This window comes from Gemmatimonas sp., from assembly GCF_021298855.1.
GTDB lineage: Bacteria > Gemmatimonadota > Gemmatimonadetes > Gemmatimonadales > Gemmatimonadaceae > Gemmatimonas.
The window spans coordinates 148,611-167,019 of record NZ_JAJTHI010000007.1 but is presented as its reverse complement, the minus strand read 5'-3'; the positions used below and the strand labels follow the sequence as shown (position 1 = coordinate 167,019).

Here is an 18,409-nt window from a genome sequence, read left to right as displayed (position 1 = left end):
GCTACCGGTTACCCGCCTCGCCGTACCGCGCCCGCAGCACGGCAAAGGCCGTCGCGAGCGCGGCGGGCGTACGCTGCGGCCCGGCGGGGCCGATCAGCCGCTCGGCCTGCTCGATGCGGGTGCCTTCCATGGGGTGCGTGGAGACCCATTCGAGATAGGCGGGCATGTGACCCGACTCCTCGCGCAGGCGTGCGAAGAACCGCACCATACCGCGCGGGTCGACGCCGGCACGCGTCGTGTACACGATTCCGGCCGAATCGGCCTGCAGCTCGTCGGTGCGGCTGAACTTGGCAGTGAGCGCGTTCGCGCCCAGGTTGATGGCCACCTGCGACACCCCCGAGTCACAGAGTCCCGTGAACAGGCACACCACGGTCACGGCAGCCGACAGCCCCTGCTGCGTGCGCGCCTGCCGCGCCCCGTGTGAGAGCCGCGCGTGTGCCACTTCGTGGCCGAGCACACCGGCCAGCTCGGCCACATCGCGGACGTTGCGCAGCAGACCGGTATGCACGTAGACAAAGCCGCCCGGCAGGGCAAAGGCGTTCACCGATGAATCGCGCACGATGCGAAAGGTGTACGGATACGCCACCGGACCGCCGGCCTGCACGATGGCGTTGCCGATGGTTGTGAGCGCCCGTGTTGCCGCCGCATCGTCCACCACCCGGACGCGTCGTTCGATCTCCGCCGCCGCCTCGGCGCCCAGCCGCCGCTCCTCGGTACTGTCCATGGAGCAGCCGCCGAGGAGGAGTATGCTGCCGGCCGCCACCGCGGCGGTGAAGGCGCGCGCCTCCACGCGCCGCACCCCTCGGGAGCGGCGGGGCACGGGGTCCACCAGCGCCCCGTCCTTCTCGGCACCGCCGCGGGTGTTGAACCCGGTGTTCGGACTGTGATGGACTGTCGCGTCGGGCATGAAGGGTACGGAAAAGGATGGCGAGCAATACCCCGAACGGGAAGATTCGTGCGCGCCCGCCTCGTGCATTGCCGAGTCGCGCCGCACGCCGTAGCATGCGCGTATGCCCAGCCTGTCCGGTGTTTGCCCTCCTCGCAGCGGGTGGCGCGTACGCGCCGCCGGCATGCTGGTCGTGCTGTCCGCCTGTTCCGGCGGGGATGCCGGTGGTACCGCCGTCGCTCCGCTGGCCGACGGGACATTCGCCCGCATCCAGCGCACCATCATCGAGCCAAGCTGCGCCGGGTGTCACCGCAGCGGCAGCAGCGGTGCGCGGCAGTCCGGGTTGGTGCTGTCGGCGGATTCCAGCTACCAGCAGATGCTGAATGTCCCGTCGGTCCATCCGCGGGCGCGAGCGGATGGCCTGCCGCGCATCAGGCCCTTCCGTGCCGACAGCTCCCTGCTGTACCACAAGCTCGCGTGGATCCCCGGCCACCACAGTGCCGACTACGGCAACCTCATGCCCATGGGCACCACGCAGGGGCTCAGCATGGGGCAGCTGGAGTACGTGCGCCGCTGGATCGAAGCGGGGGCGCCTCGCACGGGGCACGTGGTGGACACCACCATCCTGCGTGATGCCCGGCTGCAGGTGGCCAGCTTCACGCCGTTGGCGCCGCCAGCGCCCGGTGCCGGGCTGCAACTGACCGTGGACAGCTTCCCGGTGCCGCCGCGCAACGAACGGGAGCTGTTTCTGTACCGCACGTTGGGCAATCGGGAGGCACTGTACGTGTCGCGCATCGAATCGCGCATGCGTCCCGGCAGTCATCACCTGCTGCTGTACACCTTCGACGAGTCGCGCACCACGTTTCCGTGCAACCTGCGGCCACCGGCCAACGTCGTCCGTGATCTGCGGACGGCCGAGGGGATACCGATCGCCGTGAACATGCTGCCGATGGCCTGCCACGTGTTCTTTGCCGGCGCCATGACGCCGGAGTTCGATTACCGATTCCCGCCCGGGGTGGCGCTGCGTCTGCCCCCCAATGCGGCCATCGACCTGAACGTGCATTACGTGAACACGTCACCGGCGCCGTTCCCTGGTCAGGCGGCGGCCAACCTGTACACCGTGGATCGCAGTGCCGTACGCATCGAGGCGCGCACTCTCAACCTGGCCAACACCAGCTTCACCCTGCCGGCGCGGCAGCGCACCACCATTCGCACGGTGTTTCGTACGCCGGCCCGCACGACCGTGCTGGGGCTCACGTCGCACATGCACGCCCTGGGCGAGCGCTTCGAGATTCGCGTGCTGCGCGCCAACGGCACCGAGAGCAGCGTGTATGTGAACACCGATTGGGAACACCCGGCGTTCATCAATTTCCCCACGCCCATCGTCCTCGAAGCCGGGGACGCGCTGGTCTCCGTGGTCACCTACCACAACACGACCGACCGGGCGGTGGGGTTCGGGCTGCTCAGCACCGACGAGATGAACATCATTTTCGGTTACGCCTACTGAGCCCCCCGTCGTGCCGCGGCCGGGCACGGTGCCACCGGCGATGGACAGGGGCGGAGGGGCGCGTTAGCATAACCGTCGTTATGCGAATCAAGGATCGTCCGGCCCGCCTGCCCTCACGCCGGTGAGTCGCCCGCGCGGCGACCATGCGGCGCGACGTGAAGCCATTGCCGACATGGCGGCACAGCTGATCGCGACCCATGGCCTGGAGCAGGTGACCATGCGCCGCGTGGCGGCCGCGCTGGGTGTCACGACGGGGGTGCTCACGCACTACTTCGCCTCGAAGGATGCGCTGCTGCGGCACACCAAGGATCGGGCCTTCGATGCCACGTATGCCCGGGCCTGTGCAGCGGCCGTGGGGCCACCCGGTCTGGAACGCGTCCAGGCCGTGGTGGCGGCGGCGTTGCCCCTCGATCAGGAGCGTCGCCGGCTGTGGCGCCTGCTGGTGGCGTTCTTCGGGAGTGCCGTGGGGTCGCCGGCCCTGCGGCGCCTGCAGGAGCGCCGCATGGGCCGGTGGTACGATCTCTACCGCGATGTCGTGGCCCCGCTCCGGGAGACGGGCGACATCCCCGGCGACGCCGACGTCGTCGGGATCGGCCGGGCGCTCGCCCTTTTCGTGGAGGGGTTGTCGATTCACGTCGTCATGACGTCCCCCTCACCCAGTGCCGAGTGGCAGGAATCCTTCGCGCGCGAACAGGTCCGTCGTCTCGTCACCGGGTGATCGGAGTTCTCCATGCCATACCGTGCTGCAGTGTCGACCGCTGCCCTCATGCTCACCGCGCTGGCGATCGGGGCCTCGCGCGTGCAGGCACAACCGGCGCCGGCCGTCGCGCCCCCGTCGCGCACGATCGCCTTCACCACCACCGAAGGCACCTGGGTGTCGCTCGACGTCAGTCCCGATGGTCGCACCCTCGTCTTCGAACTGCTCGGTGAGCTGTATACCCTGCCGGTGGCCGGCGGTCGCGCCCAGCCGCTGCTGACCGGGCGGGCGTTCCAGTCGCAGCCACGCTACTCGCCCACGGGCGCCCAGCTGGTCTACATCAGCGACGAGAGCGGCTCCGACAACGTGTGGATTGCCAACGCCGACGGGTCCGGCGCGCGACAGATCACCCGCCTGCCGCGAGCCGGCATGCTGTCGCCCGCCTGGACGCGCGATGGACGCGCGATCGTCGTGACGGTGACGACGCCCTACACCACCCGCGCGGCCGAGCTCTGGCGCTACGAGGTGGCCAGCGGTGAAGGGACCCGGCTGCTGGAGAACACCAACGGACCGGCGCAGCCGCTGGTCTCGGCGCCGGCGCCCGGTCCCTACGGCCCCGTGCCCAGCCCGGATGGCCAGCATGTCTGGTTCAGCTCCGTCACGCCGCGCCCCTACGGCAGCCGCAACGGCCCCGGCAGCGCCATTCTCCGCCTGCCGGCCGCCGGGGGCGCCCCCTCGCCGGTCGTGGTGGAAGGCGTGCCCGCCATGAAACCGTTGCTCTCCCCCGATGGGAGCACGCTCGTCTACGGCACCGTGCGCGAGGGGCGCACGGGGCTCAAGGCGCGCGATCTCGCCACCGGCGCCGAGCGGTGGCTCGCGTATCCCGTGGACCGTCATCAGCTGGAGGCGCGCGCCTCGCGCGATGTGCTGCCGAATGCGGCGTTCTCGCCCGACGGTCGCTGGCTGTACGCGGCCTTCGGCGGCCGCATTCATCGACTCGGCGTGCGCGACGGCAGCGATACCGTGATTCCGTTCACTGCCGAGGTGGCACTCGACGTGACTCCCACGCTGCGCACGCCGCAGCGGCTCGATACCGGTGCCGTGCGCGCGCGGGTGGCGCACCATGTGGCCACGGCCCGCGATGGCCGCCGGGCCTTCTCCGCCCTTGGGCGCATCTGGACGACCAGCGCGAACGGTGGGGCACCGCAGCGGCTCACGCGTACACCGCAGGCGCGCGAGTTCATGCCGGCGTGGTCTCCCGATGGGCGCTGGATTGCCTATGTGACCTGGAATGAGGAGGGCGGAGCGCTGTGGAAGATGCAGGCGGACGGACGAGGGACGCCGGTCCGTCTCAGCACCACCGCAGCGTTCTGGCACGCGCCGCGCTGGAGCGAGGACGGGACGTCCATCACGGCCACCATGGCGCCGCTCGCTTCCACGCTCACGGCACCCCCCGGTGGTGTACCCGCCGATGCGCAGCAGGTGCGTGTGTCCGCTCAGGGGGGCGCGGCAGAGCGGCTCGGGCCTGCCGCACGCACCGCCGCACCCGCCGGCACCAGCGTGGCCGTGCCCGTTCCCGTGGCGCTGCCGCGCGCCAACGCCATGGGTACCGTTGTCCTGCGCGGGGCGACCGCCATCACCATGCGCGGCACGGAAGTCGTGGCCAACGCCGATGTGCAGGTGACCGATGGTCGCATCGTGCATGTGGGTCCGCGTGAGGCACGCCCCGTGCCTGCCGCCGCGCGCGTGATCGACGTGCGCGGCAAGTTCATCGTGCCCGGCTACATCGATCTCCATGCGCACTGGGGGGCGGGGCAGGGCACACTCACCGTGGCCGACTTGCCGCAGCCCGAATCCACCAACGGGCTGGCCAATCTCGCCATGGGGGTCACCACCGTGCGCGACCCGCAGGTGTCCCCCGACATCTTCGCGGTCGCCGACATGGTGGAGGCCGATGGCGTAGCGAGTCCGCGTGTCTTCTCCACGGGACCGGGTGTCTTCGGCAGCATCGACTCCCAGACGCTCGACGACATGCGGCGCACGCTGGTGCGCTACCGCGACGTATATCGCACGCCCTACATCAAGGCCTATCAGGTGGGCAATCGCCAGCAGCGGCAATGGCTCATCGAGGCGGCGCGTGAGCTGGGCATGATGCCCACCACGGAGGGGGCGGCCGACGGCAAGGAAGACATCACGCATGCCATCGATGGTTTCAGTGGCCTGGAGCACGCGGTGCCGGAAGCGCCGCTCCACGATGACCTCGTCCAGCTGTTCGCGCGCACCGGCATCGTGAACACGCCCACGCTGGTGGTGAGCTTCGGCGCGGCGCTGCCGGTGTTTCGCCTCCTCGCCGAAGAGCGCCCGCACGAGGAGGCGCGCGTGGATCGCTGGTTTCCCGACGGCCAGCTCTTTCAGCGCAGCTCCAGTCGGCTGCTCTGGTTTCCCCCGGAGGACTACCAGGATCGCGAGGTGGCGGCGGGCGCGGCGGCCGTGTTGCGCGCCGGTGGCCACATCGGACTGGGCGGCCACGGCGAAGTGCAGGGGCTGTCCAACCACTGGGAGATGGCCCTGCTTGCGCGCGGAGGCATGCACAATCATGACGTGTTGCGCGTGGCGACCATGGAAGGGGCGTACGCGCTGGGGCTCGAGCAGGAGCTGGGCAGCCTCGAAGCGGGGAAGGTGGCCGATCTGGTGGTGCTCGACGGGAATCCGCTGCAGGACATTCGCCACACGCGCGACGTGGCGTACGTGATGAAGGGCGGCACGCTGTACCGCGGCGGTACGCTCGATCGCGTCTGGCCAACGGCGGCACCGCTCACCCTGCCATGGGCTCTGCGCCGCACCGGCACCCCCACCATGGCCGCCGTGGACTCCGTGGTGCGCCACACGATGGAGCGGCTGCGCGCGCCGGGCGTGGCGGTGGCCGTCATGCGCCGCGGAGAGGTGCTGCTGGCACGGGGGTACGGCGTCGCGGAGCTCGAACATCAGACGCCCGTGACCGAGGAAACGATCTTCCAGTCGGGGTCCATGGGCAAGCAGTTCACGAGTGCCGGCATCATGGCGCTGGTGGAAGACGGCAAACTGGATCTCGAGGCCTCGGTGCGCCGCTATCTGCCCAATGCGCCGGCCGCGTGGGAGCCCATTCGGCTGCGCCAGCTGCTCGACCACAGCTCGGGATTGCCCGACTACACCGGCGACGGATTCGACTACCGGCGCGACTACACCGACGACGATCTGCTGCGCATGGCGGCGGCGCTCCCGCTGGAGTTCCCGCCTGGTGCGCGCTGGAACTACTCGAACACCGGCTACGTGGTGCTCGGCATCATCATGACGCGCGTCAGCGGCATGCCGTACCACGCGTACCTGCGCCAGCGCCTCTTCACGCCGGCGGGGATGCCCACGGTGCGGGTCATCACCGAGAGTCAGGTCATCCCGCATCGGGCGCGCGGATACGTGCCCGTGCCCGGGGGATGGGAACATGCAACCTGGGTGGCACCGCAGCTCAACACCACCGCCGATGGATCGATGCTGCTGTCGTTGCGCGACATGCTGGCGTGGAACCGGGTCGTCCGTGCCCGCACCGTACTCAGCCCCGAGAGCTGGCGGCGCATCTTCACGCCAATGACGCTCAACAGCGGTCGCCCGCATCCCTATGGGTTTGGCTGGTTCATTGGCGAAGCGGGTGGCGCGCCGCTGTACGAGCACGGCGGGACATGGCAGGGGTTCGTGACCCAGAACTCCTACTACACCGGCAGTGATCTCAGCATCGTGGTGCTGTCCAACGCGCGGACCATGGCGCCGGCGATGATCGCGTCGGCGGTGGCCGCGCTCTTCGACACCACGCTGGCGCCGGTGCCTCCGGTGACCACGCCGCGCGCCGATCCCGATACGGCGGCCACCGCGTACGTGGCGCGCATGCTCACCAAGGTCGCCGGCGGCCAGCTCGAACTCACCGACTTCGCCTTCGTGCGACAGACGATCTTTCCGCGGCTCAAGGTGGCCGTGACATCCCTGCTGGGCGGCAAGGGCGCTCCCACCCGCATGGAGTACCTCACGCATCGGACGCTTGGCGACGACGTGGAAACCGAGTACTACGCGTGGTTCGGCCGCGAGCGGTATCGGGTGATCGTTTCGCGCGGTCCGCAGGGCGGACTCACCGGCCTGCGGGTGCAACCGGAGGCCGTGCCCTGATGATCACCGGGACTTCCCGCCTGCTGGCGCGCGGGGGGCGGCGTGTGGCCGTGTCCTGCGTGGCGCTGCTCACCGGTGCCTGTGCGGCGCCACCGGCGTACGATGTGCTGCTCACGGGAGGCACGGTGGTGGATGGTACCGGCGCGGCGGCGGTGGTGGCCGACGTGGCCATTGCCGGGGATTCCATCGTGGCCATTGGTCCCGCGCTCAACGCGCGGGGAGCGAAGACCGTCGTGGACGTGCGCGGGCACGTGGTGGCGCCAGGGTTCTGGGACAATCACGCCCATCTGGTGACGCTGGACTCGCATCCCCTCGCCGAGAATTTCATTCGGCAGGGCATCACCACCATCCTGGCGCCGCAGCACAGCCAGGACCAGCCGTTTCCGCTCGATGCGTACATGGCGCGCGTGCGCATGGCGCCCAACGTGGGACTGTTTTCGGGGCATACGTGGATTCGCAAGCGCGTCATGGGGCTCGCCAATCGCGCCCCCACGCCGGCGGAGCTGGTGTGGATGACGGCGCTCGTGGATTCGTCCATGCAGCAGGGAGCGCTTGGTCTCGCCACCGGGCTGGAGTACACACCGGCCGCGTACGCCGAGCCGCCGGAGATCGTGGCGCTGGCCCGCGCGGCGGCGGCCTACGGCGGGGTGTACGTCACGCACATGCGCGATGAAGGGGCCGGCGTGCTCACGTCGGTCCAGCAGACGCTCGACGTGGGGAAGGCCGCCGGGATTCCCGTGCAGATCAATCACCTCAAGGTCACGGGCGCGGCGCAGTGGGGGTGGAGCACGCGCATCCTGGCGCTGCTCGACTCGGCGGCTGCGGCCGGTACCGCCGTGGCGTTCGATGTGTACCCGTACGAGGCCTACAGCACCTACTCCGACCTCATGTTTCCCGCGTGGGCCCTCGCCGACGGCCCGGCGGCCTTCGCGCAGCGCGTGGCCGACGGGGCCACGCGGGCGCGGCTCGTGCGCGAGATGCGCGCGCTCTTTCCCCGCCAGACCGGCCCGGGTCCCGAGACGATTCGGTTCCGTGAGGTGACGGCGCATCCGGAGCTGGCCGGACGCACACTGGCCGACTACCTCGATACCCTCGGGCAGCCCCGCACCGTGGAGGCCGCCGTGGAGGCGCTGATTGCGCTGCAGCTGGAGGGCGGCTTCATTGGCGTCTTCACGGGCATGGACGAGGGGGACATCGAGCGCTTCATCCGGCATCCCCGCGCCATGTTCGAGACCGACGGCGATCTGGTGACACCCGGCATCGGCTACCCGCATCCACGCAGTTACGGCTCGTTTCCGCGCGTGCTGTCGCGCTACGTCCGTGAGCGACGGACGCTCACGCTGCTGGAGGCGGTGCGACGCATGACGCAGATGCCGGCAGCGTGGCTGGCGCAGGGCGATCGGGGGACGCTCGCGCCGGGGATGGCCGCCGATGTGGTGGTCTTCCATCCCGATTCGATTGCCGATCGCGCCCAGTATACCGACCCGCATCACTATGCCGACGGGGTCGTGCACGTCCTGGTGAACGGCACCTTCGTGCTGCGCGCTGGCGTCATGACCGGTGCCTTGCCGGGGCGGTTTCTGCCGCGCCGGCGGCCCTCGGCAAAGCCTGCCGGTCGTGCGAGCGTCGGCAGCCCCCCAGCGTCGCCACCGTCGGCGGTATCGAGATAGTCTCCACGCATGTCGAACCTCCCCGAACTCACGCCGGGATATGCCCAGGTGCCCTCCGGGCACATTGCCAGTGTGGTGACCTTCCTCGAGATGACGTCGCCGCCGGAGCCTCGCGGTGCGGTGCGGGAGCCGGTCCCGTACCGGCTCGAGCGCATGAGGGCCGCCGACCTCACACGCTACCGCGACCTCTTTCGTGCCGTGGGTGCCCCGTGGCTGTGGTTCTCGCGGCTGCGTCTTTCGCCGGAGGCGCTCGCACTGGTGCTGGGCGACGCGGATGTGGAGGCGTATGCCGTGTGTGAGGGCGCGCAGGATATCGGGCTGCTCGAACTCGACTTCCGCGTGCCTGACGAATGTGAGCTGGCCTACTTCGGCCTCGTGGCGGATCGCGTGGGACAGGGCCTTGGTCGCGGGCTCATGCGCGAGGTGCTGGCACGCGCCTGGCACCGTCCCATTCGTCGCCTGCATGTGCACACCTGCACACTCGATCATCCGCAGGCGCTGGCCTTCTACCAGCGGGCCGGCTTCACCCCGTATCGCCGGGCGGTGGAAGTGGCGCCGGATCCGCGACTCACCGGCGATCTGCCACGCACCGCCGGTGCGCAGGTGCCGCTTCTTGCGGACCACTAGCATGCCCGCCCCAAACCTGACGTGGAATCGTTGTCGAAGCGATACGCGGGAATCATGACGCCGTTGCCATGGTCGCCAGCTTGACAGCATGATCCGTTCTGTCGTCTCCATTGTTCTGGTCGCGGCACTCGCGGCCGGGTGTCGGCCGTCGCCCACGAGTACACCCGCTCCCGTGCGAAAGGCCGTGTTCATCCTGCTCGACGGCATCCCTGCCGATGTCATCGAGCAGGTGCCGACGCCCGCGCTCGACGCGATCGCGGCGGTGGGCGGTTATGCGCGGGCCCACGTGGGCGGCGAGCTGGGTGGCCTCACGGAGACCCCCACGGTATCGGCGCCGGGCTACATGAGTCTCCTCACGGGCACGTGGGCGAACAAGCACAATGTGCGCGGCAACAGCAACCAGTCGCCCAACTACGACTACTGGAATCTCTTCCGCATCGTCGAAACGGCCGACTCCACATTGGTCACGGCGATCTTTTCCACGTGGCTCGACAACCGCACCGTGCTGGTGGGTGAAGGACGTCGCCACGCCGGCACGTTCCGCATCGATCACGCCGCGGACGGCTTCGAGCACGACACCGTCGCCTTTCCGCACGATCGCGCGTCGGCGTACATCCGCGCCATCGACGACCATGTTACCGAGCGCGCCGCGGCGTACATCGCCGAGCGCGGCCCCGACCTGTCATGGGTGTACCTGCAGCACACCGACGACGCCGGGCACGCCCACGGCGACAGCGAGGCGCTTCACGCGGCCGTACGGGAGGCCGATCAGCGCGTGGGGCGTATCTGGGCCGCGGTACGGCGTCGCGAGCGGCTCGGTGAGCAGTGGATGGTGGTGGTTACCACCGACCACGGGCGCGACGCGCGCACGGGGAAGGGCCACGGTGGGCAGTCAGCGCGCGAGCGCACCACGTGGATGGTCATCAACCAGCGGCCGCTCACCCGGCGCTTCACCACGGGGGCGGCGGCCATCGTGGACATCGCCCCGACCATTCTGCAGCACCTGCGCATAGCCCCGCCTGCTGCCGTGGCCCAGGGCATGGAGGGGGTGTCGCTGGTGGGGGCTGCATCTCGCCCGTGAAGAGACTTTCCACGGGCCCAAATGGCACAGCGCCCACCATGCAGTGAGCGCTGTGTCCTTCAGGGAACCCGGAGTGGCACTACGGATTGCGGTCGGTGCATCCGGAGTAGGCGGTGTTGTTCCGCTCCGCGAACGATGGCGTGAGCGTGACATCCGTCCCGTAGGTGCCGCCCTTGAAGTACGCGCCGGTCGGCCAGACGGCGGTCGCCGGTCGCGAATACTGACGCTGGAGGCGCCGCAGATCCCCCACCCGTGTTCCGGTGAGATAGAACCAGAATGCCCGCTCCCGGAAGAGGAGCGTGACGCGGGCATCGGCGGTGCCCGGATCGGTCAGCGGCGGCAGGATGTCGGCTCCGGTGCCGATGTTGCGCAGCGTCCGTACGGCGGCATCGGCACGTGGTTCATTGAGCTTTGCGAGCCAGGTGGTGGCATCCCCGCGGCGGAGCGCTGCCTCGGCCTCGATGAGCCGCGCGGTCACGCCGCTCACGAGCGTCGTGGGCGCCGATCCGTTGGGATAGCCGAGCACGGTAAACACCTGTGTCGATCCATCCTGACCAAGGCGCGACGTGGCCGATGTGAGTACCCGTGGGTCGCGAGCCGAGCGGTAGTCGAGCCCATTGCCGCCTTCACGATCCGAGGGGCCGAAGTTGGCGGTGTTCACCATCCAGTCGAAGATGCTGTTCACCAGAGTCGTTTGTGAAAACTCCACCGCGTACTGCCAACCGGTGGGGACGGCAATCGACCCCGCGCCATCGCCGCCGGCGCTCACCGTGGCGGCCGCCGCATCGAACTGCCCGAGATTGAGCTGCGCTCGCGCCTTCGCCACGCGTGCCAGATACCGCAGGTTCTGGTCAGTCGCCGCGTTGCCCAGTGCGGCCAGCGCGCTGTCCGCCTGCGCAATGGCCCGCTGATACAGCTGCTGCGTGGTGACGAGGGTTGCCGCCTCCGGCGCCGCGTCGTTCACGCTGGCGAGGGGCACGCCGTTGCAGAACAGCTCGCCGCCGATGTTGAGCGTGATCCCCTGCAGCGCGTAGAGCTGCCCGACATCGCGATTCCGCGTGGCACTGGCCGGCACGAACTGATTGAGCGCACGAATGGCGCGCACCACCTGCGTGTAGCTGTCGGAGAACTTGTTCCACGCGGCCGCGGGGAACGTATTCTCGTTGAACGCGCGCTGGTCGATGTGGTCAGCCCCGGGACGGGCATTGATCAACTCATCGGACAGCAGCCCCACGTAGATGTTCACCCCCACGTTGGTCGTGCCGCCGAAGAACTGGGCAAAATCACGAAGCGCGCCGGCCCGAAGCGCCAGGGCGCCGTTGGGACTCGCGGCGTCCTCCGGGCGGATCTGATCGGGTGTTTCCACACCCAGCAGTCGTTCCCGCTCGCAGCCAGCGAGTGCGGCGAGCAGCGCGAGGGCCGAGGCGCGACGCAGATGGCGCGACGATGCCGCCGCGAACATACGCTGTGCAACAGTCATGTGGGTGGTCATCTCAGTACCCCAGGTTGACGCGCAGCGTCCAGTAGCGCAGGAGCGGCGCCGAGAAGAAGTCGTTGTTTCCTCCGCCTGCGTTGTTCGCCGCTCCATTGGTCTCCGGATCGATACCGGGGAAACGGTTCCAGATCAGGCCCAGATTGCGGCCAACGAGTGCGATGGTGGTGCTGCGGGCCCCCAGCTTCGATCCCACGTTCACGGGCAGAGTGTAGGAGACCGACAATTCGCGGAAGCGGATGAAATCATTGGGAGTGAAGTATCCCCATACCGTATTGCCGAGACGCGCGCTCGTCGTGGCCACGGCGGCGGCCTGATCGGCCAACGGCGCCGACCGGTCGTTCACGGCGCGGCAGTTGCCCGAGATGCACCGCTGGTTCTCGAACCCCCACTGGTTGTAGTGCCCGCCGCGATAGTCGAACAGCGTGCTGATCTGCAGGCTGCTCTTGAAGAACGCAAAGGTGTTGGACCACCCGGCTTCACGCACTGGAAGCGTGGGTCCCTTGTACTCCGCAGTGTCCCCCACGACGATTTCGTTCTCGGTGAGGATCCCGTCGCTATTCGCATCGGCGAAGCTCTTGATGGGGCGCGCCCAGAGCGCAAAGGTGGGATAGCCCACCACGTTGCGCGCTCCCTGGGTGACGGCCAGCTGCGCACGGCCCGCGTCCACGAGCTTGTTGCGGATGATCGAGCCGTTCAGGCGACTGCTCCAATCGAACCAGCTGCGCGAAATGATGCGCATGTCGAGCGCCAACTCGGCGCCGGCGTTCGTGACGGCCGCGATGTTCTGCCACTGGCTCGCCCCGGCGCCAAAGCTTGGCGGCAGCGGATTCTGGAAGAGGGCGTCACGGGACAGCTTCTTGAAGTAGGTGGCTTCCACATTCACGCGGCCGTTCAGCAGCGCCACGTCGAGGCCGGCTTCGGTCTCGGTCGTCACCTCGGGACGGAGATCGAAGTTGCCGATGGCGGCCAGCCGCAATGCCCCGACTTCCGTGCCACCCAACGGCACGGTGTTGGCGCTCAGGAACTGCAGGGCCGCGATCGTGCTGGGCTGCACACCGGCCTGCCCCCAGGCGGCACGGAATCGCAGATTGTTGAGGAGCGTGGATTGCGGAAACCACGACTCGTCGCTCATCACGTACGAGACGGCCGCGCGCGGATACAGCGTATTGCCGGCATTGCGGCCGAACGCGCTGTTCTGGTCGGTGCGCACGCTGCCGGTGAGGAACAGCCGATCGTTCCAGGCGAAGTCCTGTTGCAGATATGCGCCGTACGTGGCGTTCTCCGACGTGAACTCGCTGCTCGTGCGAATGGACGCCGAATTGGGGGTCTGGGCGCCAGGTGGCAACGTGTAGCCTTGGACTACGGTCTCGTATTGGGTGTCCTTGAACCACTGCGCCCCCACACTCGTCTTCGTACTGATCGTGGGGGTGAGCGTGAAGCTGGCCGTGGAGCCGAGATCGACCGAGTAGCGCGAGAACGCGCTGCGCGTAGCGTCCTTGCCGCCGGTCTGCCCCGGCGGTCCCCAGCCGGTCACCGTCCCCTCATTCGCACGCGCAAAGCGGTATGAATACCCGCCCACCTGATCGAGTCCCACCACGGCACGGTTGGAAAGCCAGCTGAACGGCTTCCAGTTGAGCTGCGTCGAGCCGGTCAGACGCTGATCGCGACGTGACTGGGAAACCGACATGATGTCGCCCGTGAACTGCGCCGAGTTGCCGTTGAACGCGGTGCGGAACCCGGGAGCGAAGTACGACTGGAACGACAACCCCGCAAAGAACCCGCCATCAAAGGGGCTGAGCAAGGTCCGGTCGATATAGCCGGTGTTCACCGAGAGGTCGGCATTCTTGCCCAGCGGGAAGGTAAAGTTGCCACGAAGGGAAGTCTGATCGAGTTGGTTGGGCTCGATCTGTTCGGCGGTCGGGCGCTTGCCGCGCGCGGTGGTGAGGCGCGTGATCTCCGCGTCGGGCATGCGATACGGACCCGTCTCCTCCTGACGCTCCACACTGAAGAAGTAGCGGAGGTTCTCGGTGCCACCCGAGGCATTCACGCCGAGCTGCAGGCGAGGCTGCGTGGCGAACGGCGTGGTCTCGGGGTTCATCAGCGGATTGAACGTGGTGAGCGAATCTCGCACGCACCGCCCGAGCGACTGGTCGCTGATACGGCACAGGACCGACGCCGTGCCGGGATTGCCGTTCACGATGTTGCGACCCCAGGCACGATAGTTGTCGAAGAACTGCGCAGGCTGCTGCACTTGCCCATACTCTGCAGCGACACCCCAGCGCGTGGCGCCGGTGCGACCGCGCTTGGTCTTGATGACCAGCACGCCATTGGCGGCAGCCGTCCCATACAGCGCAGAGGCCGACGGACCCTTGAGGATGTCGACCGACTCGATCTCCTCAGGGTTGATGCCGCTGAAGTTGTTGATGCGCTGCGTCGAGTAGTTGCCAGGTACCGGCGAGTTGTCGATGCGGACGCCATCGATCACGATGAGCGGTTCGTTCGACAGCGACAGCGAGCTGGTACCGCGGATGCGGATGGAGGATGACGTGCCCGTCTGCCCGGAGCCTTGCACGATCTGCACGCCGGCGACCCGCCCCTGCAGCAGTTCGTTCACATTGGTGGCCGCGGCTTTTTCGGCGAGGGAGTCGGCACGCACCGTTGCCACCACGTTGCCGTACGACTTGCGCGACTGTTCGCCCGTTGCCGTCGTCACCACCGCGTCGAGGGTCTTGGCAGCGTTGGTGAGGGAGAAGTCCGCCACCACCTCGCCACTTGCCGGCACCGTGACCGTCTTCGTTGTTGGCTGATAGCCAAGACGCACCACGCGAATGGTGACGGATCCGCTGGGGACGCCCCGAATGACATACCGCCCGTCATTGTCCGTCAGTCCGCCAAGGCGCGTGGTGGTCACGGAGACCTGAGCGGCGGCGATCACATTGCCGCTCCCTGCCTCCGTGACACGCCCTCGCACCACCGCGGTGCCCTGTGCCCATCCTATGGAGGGGAAGAAAACAAGCCCCACAACTGCCACCGGTATCTTGCCGCGCAGCACACGCACCTCGTTGGTGGAAGGGTTGCGTCACAATTCGCTCACCAAAGTGCAGCTCACCGACCATGACGCGCCATTTCATCGCCTGGAAAATGCAGAGGGGCCATCACCGCCGATACGTGACCCGCCCCCGCGACACGGTCAGCACGACGCTCCCGCGCAGCAGCTCGCGCGGCGCGGCGCGAAACGGATCGACCGTCATGACCGTGAAATCCGCCCGCCGGCCCACGGCAATCGGACCGCCGTCGGCGTCGTCGAATCCGGCATGGGCACTCCACACCGTGTACCCGCGCACGGCTTCCTCCGCGCTCATGCGTTGCGCGGGGTACCACCCGCCCGGCGGCGCCCCGCTGGTATCCTCGCGGGTCATGGCGGAGTGCAGGCCGTAGAACGGGCTCCAGTCGGAGCCGGGAAGATCGGACGAGAACACGAGTGGGGCCCCGGCTTCGCGCAGCGTGCGCCACGCGTACGCGCCGGCCATGCGTTCGGCCCCGACGCGCGTCTCGGCCCACCCCTTGTCTTCCACGGCATGCGGCGGCTGCACCGACGCCACCACGCCCATGCTCGCGAAGCGCGCGATGTCGGCGGGCGCAATGACCTGCGCATGCTCCACGCGATGGCGCTGATTGCGCGCAGCGGGTGCCGCGCGCTGCACGGAGTCGATGAAGTCGAGCGTGGCGCGATTGCCCGCGTCGCCAATGGCATGAATGCCCACCTGGAATCCTGCCGACATGGCATCGGCCACGAGGCGCTGATCGAAGCCGTAGGCTCCCCCACTCACGCCCCGATGCCCCGGGCGATCGGCATAGTCGGCCAGCATCTGCGCCCCGCGGGAGCCAAGGGCGCCATCGTAGTACGCCTTGACGGCACGCACGACCAGCATGCCATTGGGGGCGGTGAAGGGGCCGCGGGCAATCCACCGGCGAATGAGCGCCGAGTCGCGGGCGCTGAGCATGGCGTAGACGCGCAGGGGGAGCGAGTCGCGACTCGCCAGGCGTTCGAAGCTGTCCATGACGTCGGGAGCCACGCCGGCCTCGTGCACGCCGGTATAGCCCGCTGCCGCCATGACACGCAGCGCGCGCAGGAGCTGCGCATCACGCTGCGACGGCGTGGGCAGCGGAACGGCATCATCGAGCAGCGGCACCGCACGATTGAGCACGAGTCCCGTGGGGTTCCCCTCGCCATCACGGCGAATCTCTCCGCCGGCCGGCGATGGCGTCTCGCGCGTGATGCCGGCGAGCGTGAGCGCGCGTTCGTTGGCCCACGATGCGAAACCGTGCAGGCTGCGCAAGATCACCGGATGATCGGGCACACGGGCTGACAGCAGCCGCTTGTCGGGATAGCGATTGGCCCAGGCGCCCTCATCCCACCCATACCCCAGAATCCATTCGCCCTTGGGCGTGCGTGCCGCGCGCTCGGCGATGCGCGCTACCGCCTCCGCTTCGGTGGCCACGCCGGTGAGGTTCACCCGATCAAGCGACTGTCCCAACTCGGCCACGTGCGTATGCGCATCAACGAGCCCCGGCAGCAGCGTCTGGCCGCCCAGATCCACAACCTGCGCGTTCGCGGCGGCGATGGCACGTGCACCGGAGTCGGTGCCGACATACACGATGCGTCCCGCCTTCACGGCCACGGCCGTGGCGTCGTGGCGCCAGCCCGTGGCGGAGTCGAACGGTGCATCAGGACTGGGGCGTCCGTCGCGGCCGGGCTCGGGCCACGACAGCGTGTAGACGCGGCCGTTGAGCAGCACCAGGTCGGCCTCAGCTGCGACGGACGCGTCAGGCGTGGACGACGAACAGGCGGCGAGGGCCGCGAGGAGCGCCACCGCGGCGCGCGCCGCGTGGCCACGGGAGCGGGAAAAGGCGGGCATACGCAGAAGCTACGACGCAAACGCCCGCGCCGTGGTATCCTTCTCCCCGACACCCCATCCCGGACTCACGCATGCTGCTGCGTTTCGCGACCGCGCTGGCGGTCATGGCGCTCGTCGTCGTGCCCCTGGCGTCCTCCACGCCAACACCGGTCGCGCTGTCCGCGCCAACGCCGTCGTCGTCATCGAGCGACTTTCTGTACCTGTGGGCATCGTCGGTGGACAGCAGCGGCCCCGATTTTCTGGCGGTGTACGACGTGCGTCCTCCGGCGTCCGCCACAGCACGCTACGGCCGACTGGTGACCACGCTGTCGGTACCGGGGCGTGGTCGTCGCACGCACCATACGGAGCACACGCTCGCTGCCGATCGTCAGCTGTTCGCCAATGATTTCGGGTCGGGCGAGTCCTACGTCTTCGACCTCACGCGCCCTGCGGCGCCGCGGCTCGTGCGGCATTTCGAACAGGTGGGAGCGCTCATGCACCCGCACAGCTTCTGGCGCCTCCCCAACAGCAATGTGCTGGCCACCTTTCAGATGCAGCACGACAGTGCCGGCATGGCCGCCGGGGGGCTGGTGGAGATGACTCCGGCGGGTGAGGTGGTGCGCGCCGCATCGGCCCTGGCGCCCGGCGTGGACCGGCGCGTGCGCCCCTACTCGGCAGCCATCCTGCCGGACATCGATCGCGTGGTGGTGACCACCTCGGACATGGACAACGCCGACACGACGCGCGCGCTGCAGTTCTGGCGCCTCTCCGACCTGCAGCTGCTGCAGACCATCGACCTGCCGGGCGGTGCGCGCGGCGATGAAGGCTACCGCAGCGCCGAACCCCGTGTGCTGCGCGATGGCCGCACCGTACTGGTGAGCACCTTCAACTGCGGACTGTATCTGCTGCACGGGGTGGCAGGGGCGGCTCCACGGGCGGAGCTGGTGGCGTCGTTTCCGCGAAAGCCGGGCACGTCGTGCGCCGTGCCGGTCGTGGCGGGCCACTATTATCTCATCACGGTGCCGGCATGGAGCGCCGTCGTGAGCCTCGATGTGTCGAACCCGCGCGCCCCGCGGGAGGTATCGCGCGTGACGCTTGGTCCCGATGATGTGCCCCACTGGATCGGCATCGAGCCCAACGAGCGCCGGGTGGTCATCACGGGATATCGGGCCATGAAGACGCGCGTGCTGCTCGCCGACTTCGATGGGCGCACCGGACGTCTCTCCCTTGACGAGCGCTTTCGTGCGGCTGGCAGCACCGAGCCGGGCTTCCGACTTGAAGGCGTGCAGTGGCCGCATGGCGGCAACGGCGCCGCCACGCCACACGGGGCCGTGTTCAGCCGTCCCTAGCGCCGTGG

The 18,409-nt window shown here is 68.7% G+C and carries 11 protein-coding genes; 7 read left to right on the top strand and 4 right to left on the bottom strand.

The genetic code is table 11. From position 1 onward, the window contains the following. Window position 1: 1 nt before the first annotated feature. A complete protein-coding gene (locus LW840_RS03355; protein WP_291267357.1) occupies window positions 2–907 on the bottom strand; it encodes a M48 family metallopeptidase in 906 nt (301 codons plus the stop codon). Between the two features lie 103 nt (window positions 908–1,010). On the opposite strand from LW840_RS03355, the gene LW840_RS03350 reads away from it, so the two are divergent. From LW840_RS03350 to LW840_RS03325, 6 genes are all read left to right on the top strand, one after another. Further along, the gene (locus LW840_RS03350; RefSeq protein ID WP_291273136.1) at window positions 1,011–2,393 is read left to right on the top strand and encodes a hypothetical protein; all 1,383 of its coding nucleotides are present in this window, start codon (window positions 1,011–1,013) and stop codon (window positions 2,391–2,393) included. Window positions 2,394–2,514: 121 nt separating this feature from the next. Beyond that, the gene (locus tag LW840_RS03345; protein WP_291260692.1) at window positions 2,515–3,111 is read left to right on the top strand and encodes a TetR/AcrR family transcriptional regulator; all 597 of its coding nucleotides are present in this window, start codon (window positions 2,515–2,517) and stop codon (window positions 3,109–3,111) included. 30 nt (window positions 3,112–3,141) lie between these two features. Continuing rightward, window positions 3,142–7,281 carry a serine hydrolase gene (locus LW840_RS03340; protein WP_291276399.1) on the top strand — a complete coding sequence of 1,380 codons (4,140 nt, stop codon included), beginning with the start codon at window positions 3,142–3,144 and terminating at the stop codon, window positions 7,279–7,281. Then, complete coding sequence (locus LW840_RS03335; RefSeq protein ID WP_291267359.1) at window positions 7,281–8,951, top strand: amidohydrolase family protein; 1,671 nt, start codon at window positions 7,281–7,283, stop codon at window positions 8,949–8,951. The genes LW840_RS03340 and LW840_RS03335 overlap by 1 nt, the downstream gene beginning before the upstream one ends. Window positions 8,952–8,960: 9 nt before the next feature. Continuing rightward, window positions 8,961–9,578 (top strand): GNAT family N-acetyltransferase, encoded by a 618-nt coding sequence (locus LW840_RS03330; protein WP_291267360.1) that lies wholly within the window; start codon window positions 8,961–8,963, stop codon window positions 9,576–9,578. An 88-nt stretch (window positions 9,579–9,666) separates the two neighbouring features. Beyond that, window positions 9,667–10,659, top strand: coding sequence for an alkaline phosphatase family protein (locus tag LW840_RS03325; RefSeq protein ID WP_291260696.1), 993 nt, complete (start codon window positions 9,667–9,669; stop codon window positions 10,657–10,659). 79 nt (window positions 10,660–10,738) lie between these two features. On the opposite strand, the gene LW840_RS03320 is transcribed toward LW840_RS03325, so the two are convergent. The 3 genes from LW840_RS03320 to LW840_RS03310 all read right to left on the bottom strand — a co-directional run bounded on the left by LW840_RS03320 (window position 10,739) and on the right by LW840_RS03310 (window position 17,073). Further along, entirely contained in the window at window positions 10,739–12,139 is a 1,401-nt protein-coding gene (locus LW840_RS03320; RefSeq protein ID WP_291260697.1) for a hypothetical protein, read from the bottom strand. Window positions 12,140–12,152: 13 nt separating this feature from the next. Further along, on the bottom strand, window positions 12,153–15,125 hold the full coding sequence (locus tag LW840_RS03315; RefSeq protein ID WP_291260716.1) for a SusC/RagA family TonB-linked outer membrane protein: 2,973 nt from the start codon (window positions 15,123–15,125) through the stop codon (window positions 12,153–12,155). Between the two features lie 184 nt (window positions 15,126–15,309). Then, window positions 15,310–17,073, bottom strand: coding sequence for an amidohydrolase (locus tag LW840_RS03310; RefSeq protein ID WP_291267361.1), 1,764 nt, complete (start codon window positions 17,071–17,073; stop codon window positions 15,310–15,312). A 71-nt stretch (window positions 17,074–17,144) separates the two neighbouring features. Here LW840_RS03310 and LW840_RS03305 point away from each other — a divergent pair, with 71 nt between their 5' ends. Next, on the top strand, window positions 17,145–18,401 hold the full coding sequence (locus LW840_RS03305) for a hypothetical protein (protein WP_291273130.1): 1,257 nt from the start codon (window positions 17,145–17,147) through the stop codon (window positions 18,399–18,401). Window positions 18,402–18,409: the final 8 nt, after the last annotated feature.